Source organism: Peribacillus sp. AS_2 (assembly GCF_026891895.1).
Classification (GTDB): Bacteria; Bacillota; Bacilli; order Bacillales; family DSM-1321; genus Peribacillus; species Peribacillus frigoritolerans.
Genome location: NZ_JAPTGA010000005.1, coordinates 362,071 through 377,107, shown reverse-complemented (window position 1 = coordinate 377,107; position 15,037 = coordinate 362,071). Strand labels below are relative to the sequence as shown.

General features: G+C 40.0%; 9 protein-coding genes, 1 other RNA gene and 1 pseudogene. 9 read left to right on the top strand and 2 right to left on the bottom strand.

Annotation, left to right across the window (positions count from 1 at the left end):
• The first annotated feature begins 39 nt into the window (after window positions 1-39).
• The 3 genes from OTG27_RS12005 (at window position 40) to ssrS (ending at window position 3,270) form a co-directional block, all read left to right on the top strand.
• Window positions 40-1,293 carry an MFS transporter gene (locus OTG27_RS12005; protein WP_268937046.1) on the top strand — a complete coding sequence of 418 codons (1,254 nt, stop codon included), beginning with the start codon at window positions 40-42 and terminating at the stop codon, window positions 1,291-1,293.
• Between the two features lie 204 nt (window positions 1,294-1,497).
• A complete protein-coding gene (locus OTG27_RS12000; protein ID WP_268937045.1) occupies window positions 1,498-2,979 on the top strand; it encodes a UDP-N-acetylmuramoyl-L-alanyl-D-glutamate--2,6-diaminopimelate ligase in 1,482 nt (493 codons plus the stop codon).
• 104 nt (window positions 2,980-3,083) lie between these two features.
• Window positions 3,084-3,270: non-coding RNA, 6S RNA (gene ssrS, locus OTG27_RS11995), on the top strand.
• A gap of 138 nt (window positions 3,271-3,408) precedes the next feature.
• Here the strand turns inward: ssrS and OTG27_RS11990 are convergent.
• The gene (locus OTG27_RS11990) at window positions 3,409-3,951 is read right to left on the bottom strand and encodes a ribonuclease H-like YkuK family protein (protein WP_034306780.1); all 543 of its coding nucleotides are present in this window, start codon (window positions 3,949-3,951) and stop codon (window positions 3,409-3,411) included.
• A 623-nt stretch (window positions 3,952-4,574) separates the two neighbouring features.
• Between OTG27_RS11990 and OTG27_RS11985 the strand changes: the two genes are divergently transcribed.
• The 5 genes and pseudogenes from OTG27_RS11985 to OTG27_RS11965 form a co-directional block, all read left to right on the top strand.
• Window positions 4,575-5,780, top strand: a complete 1,206-nt coding sequence (locus OTG27_RS11985; RefSeq protein WP_268937044.1) for a nitrate/nitrite transporter — start codon at window positions 4,575-4,577, stop codon at window positions 5,778-5,780.
• A gap of 53 nt (window positions 5,781-5,833) precedes the next feature.
• On the top strand, window positions 5,834-8,155 hold the full coding sequence (gene nirB / locus OTG27_RS11980; RefSeq protein WP_268937043.1) for a nitrite reductase large subunit NirB: 2,322 nt from the start codon (window positions 5,834-5,836) through the stop codon (window positions 8,153-8,155).
• 106 nt (window positions 8,156-8,261) lie between these two features.
• Window positions 8,262-10,412 carry an assimilatory nitrate reductase catalytic subunit NasC gene (gene nasC, locus OTG27_RS11975; RefSeq protein WP_268937042.1) on the top strand — a complete coding sequence of 717 codons (2,151 nt, stop codon included), beginning with the start codon at window positions 8,262-8,264 and terminating at the stop codon, window positions 10,410-10,412.
• Window positions 10,413-10,513: 101 nt separating this feature from the next.
• Window positions 10,514-11,284 carry a uroporphyrinogen-III C-methyltransferase gene (cobA, locus tag OTG27_RS11970; RefSeq protein WP_268937041.1) on the top strand — a complete coding sequence of 257 codons (771 nt, stop codon included), beginning with the start codon at window positions 10,514-10,516 and terminating at the stop codon, window positions 11,282-11,284.
• Between the two features lie 347 nt (window positions 11,285-11,631).
• A pseudogene (locus tag OTG27_RS11965) lies at window positions 11,632-11,821 on the top strand (transposase); the annotation flags it as partial.
• Window positions 11,822-12,074: 253 nt separating this feature from the next.
• Here the strand turns inward: OTG27_RS11965 and OTG27_RS11960 are convergent.
• Entirely contained in the window at window positions 12,075-12,401 is a 327-nt protein-coding gene (locus OTG27_RS11960; protein ID WP_034311054.1) for a MerR family transcriptional regulator, read from the bottom strand.
• Between the two features lie 204 nt (window positions 12,402-12,605).
• Here OTG27_RS11960 and nirB (OTG27_RS11955) point away from each other — a divergent pair, with 204 nt between their 5' ends.
• Window positions 12,606-15,020, top strand: coding sequence for a nitrite reductase large subunit NirB (nirB, locus tag OTG27_RS11955; RefSeq protein ID WP_268937040.1), 2,415 nt, complete (start codon window positions 12,606-12,608; stop codon window positions 15,018-15,020).
• Window positions 15,021-15,037 lie beyond the last annotated feature (17 nt).

The window sequence follows — 15,037 nt, the reverse complement described above, 5'->3', positions numbered from 1 at the left end:
ACTGCCTCCTGTCCAGATATTTCACAGGGGGTTTTTATATTGGCGAATAACACATCTGAAACATTAAATAATAAGGAACCTAACATTTTTAAAAATCGAGTATTCCAGGCCATTATCTTCTCAGGGCTGTTTTTACAAATAGGGATATGGGTACGGAATTTTGCCGTTTTGTTATTCGTCATGGAGAAGACAAATGGAGATGCCTTTGCCATTTCCATGATATCAGTAGCAGAATTCGCACCCATTTTTATTTTTTCATTTATTGGAGGCACATTTGCTGACCGCTGGAGTCCGAAAAAAACGATGGTTTGGTGTGATGTTTTAAGTGCAATGTCCGTATTTGCTGTGCTTATTTCGCTAATCTTCGGCAGTTGGAAAATGGTTTTCTTCGCAACTTTAATTTCGGCGATACTTTCTCAATTTTCTCAGCCATCAGGCATGAAGCTATTTAAGATGCATTTGCCAGAAAGTCAAATCCAGACAGGGATGTCAGTTTATCAGACCGTTTTCGCAGTATTTATGGTTTTAGGTCCAATTCTTGGTACATTTGCCTTCCAATCTTTCGGGATCAACACCTCGATTGCGATTACTGGCCTGGCGTTTCTACTTTCAGCTGGCGCACTCGCCTTTCTTCCAAAAGATCGCAAACTGAATGAGGGGACAGCAAAAACAACATTATGGCAGGAAATGAAAAGCGGTGTGAGCTACGTATTAGGAAAAAAAGAACTAAGTTTGCTTGGTTTATGTTTTCTGGCTGCCGGGCTCGGACTGGGTTTCATTCAGCCGCTCTCGATATTCCTTGTTACAGAACAACTGGAACTGCCTAAGGAAAATCTCCAATGGTTATTTATGGTGAATGGGTTTGGTATGATTTTAGGCGGAGCCGGTGTAATGATCTTTGCCAAAAAGGTGGCACCTCAAAGATTATTAGCTTTCGGAATGCTTGTGAATGCCATAGGATTGGCGGTAATGGGGCTTTCGACAAATCTTTGGATTACACTTACTGCCGAGTTCTTTAATGGGCTAATGCTTCCTTGTATCCAAATCGGGATCAATACATTGATATTGCAGAGGACCGAGGGAGAGTTCATCGGAAGGGTCAATGGAATCTTAAGCCCATTATTCACTGGATCGATGGTGTTGACCATGAGCGCGGCAGGCGTGCTGAAAGAGCAATTTTCACTCGTCGCCATATTTGAAACCGCCGCTTTCTTTTTTATTCTAGGAATGTTTTTCATATTGCCATTGTACAATCAGAAGGCCGAAACGAAACCACTGGAAGTTCAATCGTAAGCATCTTGCGGTGTGCCAGCACCTAAATACAGCTACAACCATTAGAAAAGCAGCCAAAATTGGCTGCTTTTCTTTCTTTTTTCTTCATACTGTCATTGAAATTTACAAATTCTGGATTTACATTTATTTTAGGAGTACTGGTTAATACTAAAAATGGGCTTATTGTACTTATGCAAGTGAATAGCTTACAAAGGAGAAAAGTTAATGATCCTTAAAGACATATTGAAAGAAGCGATAAACGGGGATTTGCCAAAGGACGTTGAACATATATCCATAACAGGTGTAACCGATAACTCTAAAGAAATAAAAAAAGGATTCCTTTTTGTTGCCGTAACCGGATATAAGTCCGATGGCCATAATTACATCAATGATGCAATTCGCTTAGGGGCATCGGCTGTGATTGGCAATCGAGATATTAAGGGTTTGGAAGTTCCTTATTTAAGAGTGGAGAACAGCCATAAAGCATTAGGACAAATCGCCAAAAGGTTTTATGGAGATCCCAGCAATAAAAAAATAATGATAGGAATTACGGGCACAAATGGAAAAACTACAACTAGCTATATGCTTCAGCAAATATTAGAAGAGAATGGAGTAACCTGTTCAGTCATTGGTACGATACAGCATATTATCAATGGAAACAAAGTTGATTCCCATAATACGACTCCAGGTACCATGGAATTGAATTCCTTGCTGGTTGAAAGTAGGGACATGGTTGTCATAATGGAAGTGTCTTCACATGGATTAGCTCAATACCGTTTAGAAGGAATTGAATTTGATTTCTGTGTTTTCACGAATTTGTATCATGACCATCTTGACTTCCACGGTACGATGGAGGATTATTTCCTGGCAAAATTACTGCTTTTTGAAAAATTGAAACCTAGTGGTCTTGCGGTTATTAATGGAGATGATTTCTGGGGGGGGAAACTGCAAGAATACTTATGGGAGAAGAATGTCAGAGCCTTTGTTTTTGGAAAATCCAATCGCTGCGATTTAGCCATAACCAATTATAATACCGCAACGAACCCCTTTATTTTATTGAATGAGAAACAAGACTTTGTGAAAATTGAGTTACCTTTACCTGGACTTCATAATTTATATAACGCAACAGCTGCCTATTCCGTAGCGAAGATGTTTCCAATTTCAAAACAGGATATTCTCACTTCATTGAAACGATTTTCCGGTGTACCAGGAAGGTTTGAAATATATAAGAAAGCATCTGGGCCGACTATAGTCATCGATTATGCACATACTGCAGATGCCATTCATCACATGCTTCAAACGGCCAAAGAATGTGGGGCCAAAAAGATTTATCATATCTTTGGTTTCCGGGGTGGACGAGATACAACCAAAAGGGCTGAAATGGTTAAAGTATCTTCGGAACATAGTGATGTTTTGATTTTGACAATGGATGATCTGAATTCGGACGGGATGGACGGGATGGAATCCACACTAAATAAACTGCTTAGCGATTACTCAGCTGGAAATGGGAAGGTTATTCCTGATCGTACCTTTGCTATCCAGGAGGCGTTACAAGCAGGAAAAGAAGGGGATTGGATTATCATTACAGGTAAAGGAATTGAGAGGTATGATCAAAAATTCGGACTGCCAACCATTTCTGACAAAGAAACGGTATTATATCTGCAAAATGAGGACCAAGGGGATTTTATCGGTTATTTTGATCAATAGTTGATTATAACGAATCCAGCTTCCATCCATTCCACAGCAATTAGCGATTTTAAAATGGTGATTATTAACATTGTAACATGTGAGTAATTCAGGTATTATATTTATACAAGCTGCACTGTTCGTAATGATAATAAAGTTTTAACCTTTAAGCTGTAATAGGGAGTTTTATATTGAAACAGGAATGTTATGCCTCGTCACTGACTTGGACAACAGGATTTTTTCTGCAAACACCCACTTTGAGGAGTGGTGGTTTAAAACTTTCTTACTGAATACGGCATTGGCGGCTTATATCTTAAAATGTTAAAACCGGTCTCGGTCTGAGGCCGGTTTTTTGCTTATTTAAAATTGCATACCGAAAAAAAGTATGTAACGCTTTGCCGTCTGAAAACTCCCAAACCATATTGTGCAATTACATATTTTTGTAAACATTCACTCTTGTTTTGTATAACGGTTGGCATAACTTGAAGCTACGAAAGCATCCGGTTTGATTTTTGGTTCCACCCCCATGGATTCCATCCTGGCTACCATTTCTTTTACAAACTCACTGGTTTTGTTTCGCTTTCCAACCCCGATATCAATGTGACCTTCCATTGTGAACGTCGCACCTTGATATACAGCAGGCAGGACAATATCGATTAATTGATTTTTTCTTTCTTCCGTAAACAGTGATACGATTTCCTCTGTTAACGACAACTCTTGAGAAATACGTTCATGTAAATGCAGCATCCTTCTAGGGATCATCACTTTTCTTATACAACCCCATACACCATTTCCGACCTGCCGTATTACGATGCCTGTAATGAAAACCGTATGTTTTTTATGTACTTGCGAATCTGTCCCGACCATTAATTGATAGTTACCGGAAGGATTTAATTCCATAAACTCAACAATATGAACGAATACCTCTTCAAAGGACATATCCTTTTTCTGAAGATTTTGAAATGGGATGTTCTGAAATGGATATTGCTTCATATTATTGCACCCAACCTTTCCCCGGATAGAATCAGATTATTAAATATCTCATGCCGTTCATAACACATCATATGAAGGAGGTCCTTGTTTCGTGCCGTGGGAAGAACCCGCGTTTAAAGAAGGGGCATCACTACTTTGTAAATAGCAACAAAGTATACGAAAACAGCCTAAACAAAAAAGACTGTAGGCAAAAGGAGTTCTATCTTATGTTAAACAAAGTTGTTTGGGAACGGGTGGCTGGAATGAATTAACGGACAAATATAAAACTGGAAACAAACTCTATTATAGTCGGGTTTATCTACAGGCTGGAAGAGAAGCTTAAGCATTAGGCTTCTCTTTTTTTGTATGGAGAATATTTCAAAATGTTCTTGGAGTTTATCCGGCTATAAATGAAAAGTTAAAAAAGCCTGTAACTTTACATCACCTAAGTAAACCACAATATCATGCGATTTATATAAGAAAAAGGAAATGAATTTATTAAATTTTGACCAATACCTACTTTAAACAATTTAATAACTTACAAAAAAAGTGTGTGATGTTTTCTTACATAAACAAAGAAATCTTACTTTTATAAGAGTAAAATAAACGAATATTCAATTAATAAAGTATTGGAGAGATGAAAAATGAAAATATCTGAATTGAAAAAAAGCGGTCATGCTCCGTCATTATTAGCTTCATTCCTTTATTTTGATATCAGTTTTATGATTTGGGTATTATTAGGGGCACTCGGTGTCTATATTACAAAGGATTTCGGACTTTCCCCAGCTGAAAAAGGCTTGATTGTGGCTATTCCGATTTTGGGAGGCTCGTTTTTTCGAATCGTCCTTGGTTTTTTGACTGACCGCATCGGCCCGCGGAAAACCGCAATCAGCGGGATGCTTGTAACGATGATTCCACTTTTTTGGGGATGGTTATTCGGTGAAAGTTTAGCGGAGCTTTATTTAATAGGGATATTACTAGGGGTGGCAGGAGCAAGTTTTGCTGCAGCACTTCCTATGGCCAGTCGTTGGTATCCCCCGCATTTGCAGGGTCTTGCGATGGGCATTGCAGGTGCCGGTAACAGCGGAACTCTTTTTGCGACATTGTTCGGACCTCGTCTTGCAGAATCTCTTGGCTGGCATAATGTTATGGGATTAGCTTTGATTCCTTTAACCATCGTGTTTATCATTTATATTTTAATCGCAAAAGACGCGCCATCTCAACCGCCGGCAAAACCACTAAAGGAATATTTCAACGTATTTAAAATAACGGACACTTGGTATTTTTGTATTCTTTACAGTGTGACTTTTGGGGGCTTTGTCGGGTTCACTAGCTTTTTAAGCATCTTTTTTGTTGATGAGTATGGGTTAACCCGAATAAGGGCGGGGGAATTCGTTACATTATGTGTCATCGCCGGAAGTTTCTTTCGTCCCGTCGGAGGATTTATTGCCGATAAAATAGGTGGAGTTAAACTGCTTATGTTTCTATTTATTGGACTCACTATATGTATGTTTGGGATTAGTTTTCTTTATTCTCTTACTGTCGTTACAATCCTTCTGTTCATCGGAATGCTATTTCTCGGTATGGGCAACGGAGCTGTCTTTCAGTTAGTTCCACAGCGATTTTCTAAAGAAATAGGTTTTATCACAGGGATTGTGGGAGCTGCCGGAGGTGTTGGCGGATTCTTGGTTCCAAACATACTAGGTACGTTGAAACAGATCACTGGCACATATGCTACAGGATTTTTAGTATTTTCCGCAGTTGGAATCGTGGCTTTGCTTATCCTGGGCCTAGCTCAGCTTTCATGGAGAAAAACGTGGGTACTCGGAAAGAATTCAGTTAAGATCTAGAACTTTGTTTACTTTGTTTGGCTTTTTACAGCACTTGTTTTTGGGGGGATAAAATGTATAAACAAAAACTGATCTTAGTAGGGAACGGAATGGCAGGATTACGTTGTGTTGAATCCATCATTAGTAAGGATCCGACTGCCTTTGAAATTACTATTTTCGGAAGTGAACCGCACGTTAACTATAACCGAATCTTATTGTCGACTGTGCTTCAAGGCAACACCTCTTTTGAAGATATTACGATAAATGATCGAAACTGGTATACGGAGAATAATATCCAATTGTTCACAGGTGAAACGGTCATAAAAATCGATAAAGAGACCAGGAAAGTAAAAACAGACAAAGAACGAGAAGTTTACTACGATAAGCTGATAATTGCCACAGGTTCTGTTCCGTTCATTCTTCCTGTCAAAGGTGTGGATAAAGAAGGCGTCATTGCATTTCGGACGATTGAAGATTGCCAAAAGATGATTGAAACTTCACGCAAACATAAAAAAGCAGTCGTCATCGGAGGCGGTTTGTTAGGTTTGGAAGCAGCGAGAGGGCTGTTAAACCTTGGTATGGAAGTGCATGTCGTTCATATCGCTGATTATTTAATGGAAAGGCAGCTCGATTCAACGGCATCAATTTTACTGCAAAAAGAGTTGGAAAACCAGGGAATGAACTTTCTTTTAAAAAAGGAAACACAAGAGTTAATCGGTAACGAACGTGTAGAGCGCGTCCGTTTTAAAGATGGAACGGAGCTGGATGCAGATTTGGTCGTTATGGCTGCGGGAGTCAGGCCGAATATTCAGTTGGCCAAAGAAAGCGGAATTGATACAAATCGTGCGATTATTGTAAATGACTATTTAGAAACCAGCATCCCAGATATTTATGCGGTTGGTGAATGTGCTGAACATCAAGGCATGGTTTATGGGCTTGTTAAACCTCTATACGAACAAGGTGAAGTGCTGGCAAAGCATATTTGTGAGATGAAATGCAGCGGATACCAAGGCTCGGTCCTTTCGACCCAGTTGAAAATATCAGGAGTTGAGCTATTTTCTGTTGGTGATTTCCTTGGTGACCAAACAACGAAATCCATCACAACTTTTGATGAATTGGATAGTGTTTATAAAAAGTTGGTTTTTCAAGGAAGAAAAATCATAGGTGCTGTGCTTTATGGAGATACAAACAACAGCTCACGATTACTCGATATGATTGTAAAGCGGCAAGAAGTATCGTCAGAGGAAAGGCGTTCAATGTTCCAGTCACCAAATACGGCTGAGGGATTAATCGCTTCGATGGCAAATCATGAAATCATTTGCCATTGTAATGCTGTTTCAAAGGGGGAAATCATTGAAGCGGTTCAAAATAAGGGATTAACGACAGTGGAACAAGTTAAACAATGCACAAAGGCTTCCGGTTCTTGCGGCGGATGTAAGCCGGCAGTGACCGAGCTTTTGACCTATATTCAAAGTAATCTTACTACTCAGGATGAGAAGCAAACTGCATTTTGCTCATGTACGAAATTAACGGAAGATGAAGTTGTGTATAAAATGCAGCTCCAAGACGTATCGACTGTCCAAGAAGCGATGGATGCTCTTGAATGGGAAAATACAAAAGGTTGTTCAACTTGCAGGCCTGCATTGAGCTATTATTTAGGGATGATTCATCCAGAGTACGAGATCAGACAGCAAACTCTTTTCATAAACGAAAAAAAGAATGCAACAGTTCAAAGTGATAACCGATACTCAGTTATCCCGCAAATGTACGGCGGGATGACGAATGCAAATGACTTGCGAAAAATTGCTAATGTTGCCGATAAATATGAAATATCCCAGGTTGCGATAACAAGTGAACAAAGGATTCATTTAATGGGGGTGAAAAAAGAAGATCTCCCAGGTGTGTGGGCTGATTTAGATATGCCGTTAAGTTCGAAATATGGTAACACCGTTCAAAACGTCAAAACATGTATCGGTGAACATGTTTGCTCTTGTGATAAACAGCAATCCCTATTACTTGCTGTAGATTTGGAAAAAAGATTGGAGCAAGTATCTACACCATGCCGTATAAAGATGGGCATATCCGCTTGTATGCATAACGGTGCAGGATCAACAACGAAAGATATAGGTGTTATGGGCATTGACAGAGGCTGGGAAATATATGTGGGCGGAAGCAGCGGGCGTGATGCACGTGCAGGTGAACTGCTATGTGTAGCCGGCACAAATGAAGAAGCCATTGAAATCATCATCGGCTTTATTCAATATTATCGGGAAACAGCCAACTATTTAGAACGGACTTGGCAATGGATTGAACGATTGGGTTTAATTCATGTTAGAGAAATATTGTTTGATGATGAACTTAATCAGCAACTCTCTCAACGATTGGAACTGGCCTAGATCAGGGAGTGAACAAAGGGGAGAACTAGATGCAAGTCTTAGTAAGCGGTTAAATGTTTGTGCCATGAAAAATCCATAGAAATCCATGAGTAAAGGGTGAGGAGCCTTGACCGAATTATTATTAAAGTATTTCCGCACGAAGCAACAAGAGGTCCAATCAGAAAAACGATATGATACACAATGTCCATTTTGCAGCATGCAATGTAAGATGCAGCTGCTGGAACAAACAATAGTGACAAGAAAAAAGTATATGACGATTGGGAAAGATAATCCAACCTCAGAGGGGCGCTTATGTATTAAAGGAATGAATGCACACCAACATGCTTTGCATAAAGATCGAATTAAATACCCATTATTGAAAAAAAATGGGGAATTTGTTCGAATATCATGGGAGGAAGCATTAAGCCACATTAAAGAGAATTTCACTAAAATACAAGCGGAAGATGGGGTAAATGCATTATCTGTTTATGGGAGTGCATCCATTTCAAATGAAGAAGCCTATTTGCTTGGGAAATTTGCAAGAGTGGCTTTAAAAACAAAGTATATAGATTATAATGGCCGTCTGTGCATGTCTGCAGCTGCTTCGGCAGCAAGCCAAACATTTGGTATGGACAGGGGCCTGACCAACAGCTTATCAGAGGTTCCGTTCACAAAGTGCATAATCTTGGCGGGTACGAATATAGCGGAATGCCAGCCCACAATCATGCCGTACTTTGAGCAAGCGAAACAAAATGGGGCATATATCATTGCTGTAGATCCCCGGGAAACAGCAACAACGAAAATGGCCGACTTACATCTAAAAGTGAAACCAGGGATGGATGCCGCCTTGGCAAACGGATTATTGAAAGTGATCATTGAAGAGGATTTTACTGATGAAGCATTTATCCGGGAACGTGCAAATGGCTATAAAGAAGTTAAAGAGTATGTTACATCTTTAGAGTTGGAGGAGATTGCCGAAATGACAGGGGTTCCTAGCGACCAAATCCAAAAAGCGGCTGCCATGTTCGGGAAAGAAGAATCAGGGATGATTTTTACAGCTAGGGGCGTTGAGCAGCAAACAGATGGTTCGGCCGCCGTCCGTAATTTTCTTAATATTCTTATTGTTACAGGAAAAATCGGAAAAGTGAATTCGGGCTATGGAGCTATCACTGGACAGGGAAATGGGCAGGGAGCAAGAGAACATGGCCAAAAGGCAGACCAACTGCCGGGGTATCGCATGATTGAAAATGAGGAACATAGATTACATATTGCAAGTATATGGGGAATTGATGAGGCTGATTTGCCGCGTAAAGGTGTATCGGCATACGAAATGATAGAGAAGATAAATGAAGGTGAAATTACCGGCATGTTTTTAATGTGTTCCAATCCAATTGTTTCAAATCCCAATGCTAACTTTGTCAAAAAGGCTTTGAAAAAATTAAAGTTTCTTGTCGCAGTAGATATGTTCGTTTCTGAAACTGCTAGATTGGCTGATTTAATTTTACCTACTTCGTCTTATTTAGAGGATGAAGGAACGATGACGAATTTGGAAGGACGGGTAACGTTGCGGGAAGCAAGTTTTTCATCACCTGGGGAAGCGAAGCATGATTGGCAAATCATTTGTGATATAGCTAAAGCTCTTGGGAAAGGGGAGCATTTTCCCTTTCAATCTGCAAATGAGATATTTGAAGAACTAAGAGTGGCAAGCCGCGGGGGAACCGCCGATTATTATGGTATAACGTATGATCGCTTAAGAAAAGAAGGAGGCATTTTGTGGCCATGTCCATCCATTGACCATAAAGGGACTAAAAGGTTATTCGAATCGTCTTTTGCCCACCCGGACGGAAAGGCGGCCATGGTTGTGGTTAATAACGTGCCTCATGTTCCAAAAGAAAAGCCATGTACGGAATTTCCGCTTTATTTAACAACAGGAAGAATCATGTCACACTATTTAACAGGAGTACAAACGAGAAAAAGCTCATCATTAGCCGCAAGAAACTTTGAATCATATATGGAAATCCATCCGGAAACAGCCAAGAAATATCATATTTCAGACAATACTTTGGTGAAAATTGAATCAAGGCGCGGAAGTATTGTTGTAAGAAGCAAATGGTCCGCAACGATTCGCCATGATACTATATTCGTTCCTTTTCATTGGGCAGACTCCCAAAATGTCAATCGCCTCGTTTCACAGGATTTAGACCCGACATGCAAAATGCCCGGGTTTAAAGTCAGCGCTGTAAAAGTACATCCTATATTAGAGTTAACGTCTCATTAAGGGGAGGGGATCTTCCCCTTCACCATATTTTTTTGATTCAATCATAATCGAAAAATGGAGCTAATCACATTTCATGACTAAACAACAAAAGGGGATAAAGGATGGAAAAAGGTAAGGTCTATATCGTTGGTGCCGGACCTGGTGATCCGGACTTAATTACTGTCAAGGCAATCAAATGCATCGCGGCAGCGGATGTCATCTTGTATGATCGATTGGTAAATCGTGAATTGCTTTCATACGGCAAACCTGAAGCTGAATACATTTATTGCGGTAAAGCACCTGGTATACATTGTGTCCCCCAAGAGGACATTCATCAATTGTTAATAAGTAAATCAATGGAGATAAAAACGATTGTTCGTCTAAAAGGGGGAGATCCTTTCATTTTTGGCCGAGGCGGTGAGGAAGCAGAAGTGCTGGCAAAGCACGGAATTCAATTTGAAATAGTCCCTGGAATCACATCTGGAATCGCTGCGCCAGCTTATGCTGGAATTCCCCTGACTCACAGGGAATGGGGGAGTTCCTTCGCAATTGTCACAGGACACTGCGTGACTGGCAAACCTGATAACATCAACTGGCATCATTTAACACATGGTGTTGACACCATTGTTATTTATATGGGTATGAAAAACCTTCCATATATCTGTAAACAATTACGCTCCTGCGGAATGAAGCCTGAAACTGCCATTGCAGTCATCGAACAAGGAACGACAGGTTTTCAACGGACTATTACAGGAACAATCGATTCAATAGTGGCGATCGTTACAAGAGAGCAGGTTGCCAATCCCGCCATGATCGTAATAGGAGAAGTGGTGAATTTATCCGGGAAATTATCATGGTTTTCCGAGAAAACAAAAGATAAGGAGTTCGCTTAGAAAGGAATTTTACCTAAAAAACTTTTACTGTAATGAAACTGGAAAACTGGACATGAAAGTCATCATGTCTTCAGTTTTTTTGCTTGTACAAATTTGGACGTTGATTTCCACTTCAGGCACTCGCTTTCCGCGGGCGGTCCGGAAGCCTCCTCGGCGCCTTTGCGCCTGCGGGGTCTCCCTTGGACTCGCTTTTCCCGCAGGAGTCTCGTACCTTCCGTTCCAATCAACTTGTTTTAACTTTTAGATAGTATCCTTTTGCCTAAAGTCTTCATTGTTTTGAAATAGCATTAATAAAACTTGAAGTGATCAGGATGCTTTCTTAACATGATTCTATTTAATGAGATCAACTGGTGCCAGCGAACCATTTGGTTCGTAAAATGGAGGCTGCCATTGACTTTTCTTTCATTTTGATTTGGTGAAAGATATGTATTCAGAGGTAGGATGCTCAAGTATTGACCCGGTTATAGTAGTTAAACTGACTTCATTCAATATACCTTCGGAATTCGATCAATGCGTAAAACAATTATGAAGTTGAAACAAAAATGGCTTAACATAGTGGCTCGATGAGACCAAATCTCTTAACCTTTGGTCAAAATTCTAAGGGAATTTTAAAAGGGGTTCGGAATCTTTTAATTCCGAACCCCTTTTGTCTGCAAACTGACTGGACATGAAAGTCATCATGTCCAGTTTAAAAATGTTAATAGCTATTTTAATATTTCAAGGTGAAAATTTTGTCGAAAAGTGAAATATGGACATAGAACAGCTAATAATTCGGGTCCATAGGCGAAAATCAATTGCGCAGGCCAAAGTGTGCATTCAATTGGCCCTGCAGCATTTTTTTTCGCATTTTTTCCTGTTCAATTTTTCTTTTCTCTTTTAATTTTTCCTGTCTAATTTCATGGGTTTGCACTCCATCCTCTATTTTATCGGCGATTTCCACTAATGCCTTGACGTCGGAAAAAGAGTATTTACGGTTACCACCCTTAGACCTTTCGGGGAAAACGAGTTTTCTTTCTTCATAATACCGGATTTGCCTATCGGATAGTCCGGTTAATTCTCTGACCACACCTATGGAAATTACCTTTCTATCTATATAAGATTCTTTTTGCTGGACGATGAAAATCACCTCATTTTGGATTTATGCTGAATCAATAAGGATATTATATCCTAATTTTCTGAATATTTGTAATAAAAACTAACATTAATGATCAATTTTTAAAAACTATGTAAGATTTTATAACACACTAGTGGCGATAAAAAGTGACGTCACCTATAATCAATCATATCATCCTTTCAAAAAAATATTATTGGAGGACAAAACATGTCTAAGCAGAAATTGGCGCTCATTGGGAATGGTATGGCTGGAGTAAAATGTATAGAAGAAATTTTGAAAATTCAACCGGAAAGGTTTGAGGTGACTGTCTTCGGAAGTGAGCCGCATCCGAATTATGATCGAATCCAACTATCGAATGTATTGCAAGGGGCTACGACGATAGATGATATTACAATAAATGATTGGAACTGGTACAAAGAGAACAATATTACACTTTTTTCAGGTGAAACAGTCAAGAACATCGACACCACTAAGCAAATCATATATTCAGATGCTAATCGTGAAGTCGCATATGATCAATTAATTTTAGCTACCGGATCAATCCCTTTCATACTTCCGATAAAGGGAGCTGATAAAAAAGGAGTGACCGCCTTTCGAAATATTGAAGATTGCGAAAAGATGATTGAATACTCAAAAAATAACAAAAAGGCCGCAGTCATTGGTGGAGGATTGCTGGGTCTTGAAGCAGCAAGGGGGCTTTTGAATCTAGGTATGCAGGTAGATGTAATTCACCTTTCGGAATATTTGATGGATAGGCAGTTAGATCCAGCAGCAGGAAAAATGCTGCAAAGGGAACTTGAAAGCCAGGGAATGAATTTTTATCTCGGGAAACAGACTCAAGAGGTTTTAGGTGAAATTGATGTCAAAGGATTACGCTTTAGTGATGGCGAGGAAATTAGCGCCGACTTAGTGGTCATGGCAGTGGGGATTAAACCAAATGTTGCAATGGCCCAAAATTCCGGCATCCCTGTCAATCGAGGAATTATCGTGAATGATTATATGGAGACAAAGATCCCGAATATTTTTGCGGTGGGTGAATGTGCGGAACACCGTGAGATGGTGTATGGTTTGGTCGCTCCCCTATATGAACAGGGCAAAGTATTAGCCAAAAGGATTTGCGGACTGGAAAGCAAACCTTACGAGGGGTCCGTGCTTTCTACTAAGTTAAAAATATCTGGTGTTGATGTATTTTCGGCTGGAGAAATTTTCGAGGATGAACAAGCCAAATCAATCAAGGAATTTAATGAATGGAATGGTACTTACAAAAAAGTAATGATTCGAAATGGGGAAATTTCTGGGGCGGTATTATTCGGGGATACAAAGGAAAGCAATATCCTATTGAGCATGATCAATAAAAATGCCGACGTTTCGGAATACTTGAATGTTGGAACAAGTGAACCCAGTGTCAGCCTTGTCACTTCGATGTCAAATGAAGAAATCATCTGTGGTTGTAATGGTGTAACGAAGGGTGATATTGTGACGGCTATCGAATCTAATGGTTTAACAAGCATTGAGGAAGTAAAAGGCTGCACAAGTGCTTCGAGATCATGCGGTGGTTGTAAACCGTTAGTCGGTGATATTCTAGAGCTGACATTAGGCGCTGATTTCAGTAAGTCGAACCAGAAGGAATCCATATGTACGTGCACCACTTTATCAAGAGATGAGATTGTTGCCGAAATACGCGAAAAAAATCTGACACATACTCGTGAAGTCATGAATGTTCTCGGCTGGAATACAAGTGATGGATGCTCGAAATGTAAACCGGCACTGAACTATTACTTAGGCATGATCCATCCTGTTGACTATGAAGATGAAAAAGAATCCCGCTATGTCAATGAAAGGCTACATGCTAATATTCAAAAGGATGGTACATTTTCCGTTGTGCCAAGAATGTATGGCGGCGTCACAAATCCCGATCAATTACGGAAAATAGCAAATGTTGCCGATAAGTATAATGTTAAGTTACTTAAGGTAACAGGCGGTCAAAGAATAGATTTGTTCGGCGTTGAAAAAGAGGACCTTCCAAGCGTATGGGCCGACCTGGATATGCCTTCTGGATATGCGTATGGAAAAACGCTTCGAACTGTGAAAACATGTGTTGGTGAAAACTTTTGCCGGTTTGGCACCCAAGATTCAATCGGTCTGGGTATTGCCATGGAAAAGAAATTCGAACGTGTTGGCACACCGCATAAGGTTAAGATGGCTGTGTCGGCATGTCCTCGTAATTGTGCTGAATCCGGTATCAAAGATCTTGGTGTTGTCGGTGTTGACGGTGCATGGGAAATTTATATTGGCGGCAATGGCGGTACCCATTTACGAGCTGCTGAATTATTATGTAAAGTGAAAACAAGTGATGAGGTAATTGAAATTACGGGTGCTTACATCCAACATTATCGAGAGACTGCCAATTATTTAGAAAGAACGTCTGTCTGGGTTGAGCGTGTCGGGTTCGATACCATTAAGGCGATTATTGGTGATAAGCAAAAAAGGATGGAGCTTAACCAACGTTTGGATGAGGCCTTATCCGTATTGCAAGAACCGTGGAAAGAAATCATTGAGAGCAATGCGATCCAAACCGGTTTATTTCAAAAAGTGAAAATTCCTGCTATATCAAACAAATGAATATGGGGGCAGCCTAA

What these genes read in the sequence shown, in the direction of transcription:
- OTG27_RS11990 (WP_034306780.1), bottom strand. Translation starts at nt 3,951, where the DNA reads ATGAAGCAATATCCATTTCAGAACATCCCATTTCAAAATCTTCAGAAA.
- nirB (WP_268937043.1), top strand. Translation starts at nt 5,834, where the DNA reads ATGTATAAACAAAAACTGATCTTAGTAGGGAACGGAATGGCAGGATTA.
- OTG27_RS12000 (WP_268937045.1), top strand. Translation starts at nt 1,498, where the DNA reads ATGATCCTTAAAGACATATTGAAAGAAGCGATAAACGGGGATTTGCCA.
- OTG27_RS11985 (WP_268937044.1), top strand. Translation starts at nt 4,575, where the DNA reads ATGAAAATATCTGAATTGAAAAAAAGCGGTCATGCTCCGTCATTATTA.
- nirB (WP_268937040.1), top strand. Translation starts at nt 12,606, where the DNA reads ATGTCTAAGCAGAAATTGGCGCTCATTGGGAATGGTATGGCTGGAGTA.
- cobA (WP_268937041.1), top strand. Translation starts at nt 10,514, where the DNA reads ATGGAAAAAGGTAAGGTCTATATCGTTGGTGCCGGACCTGGTGATCCG.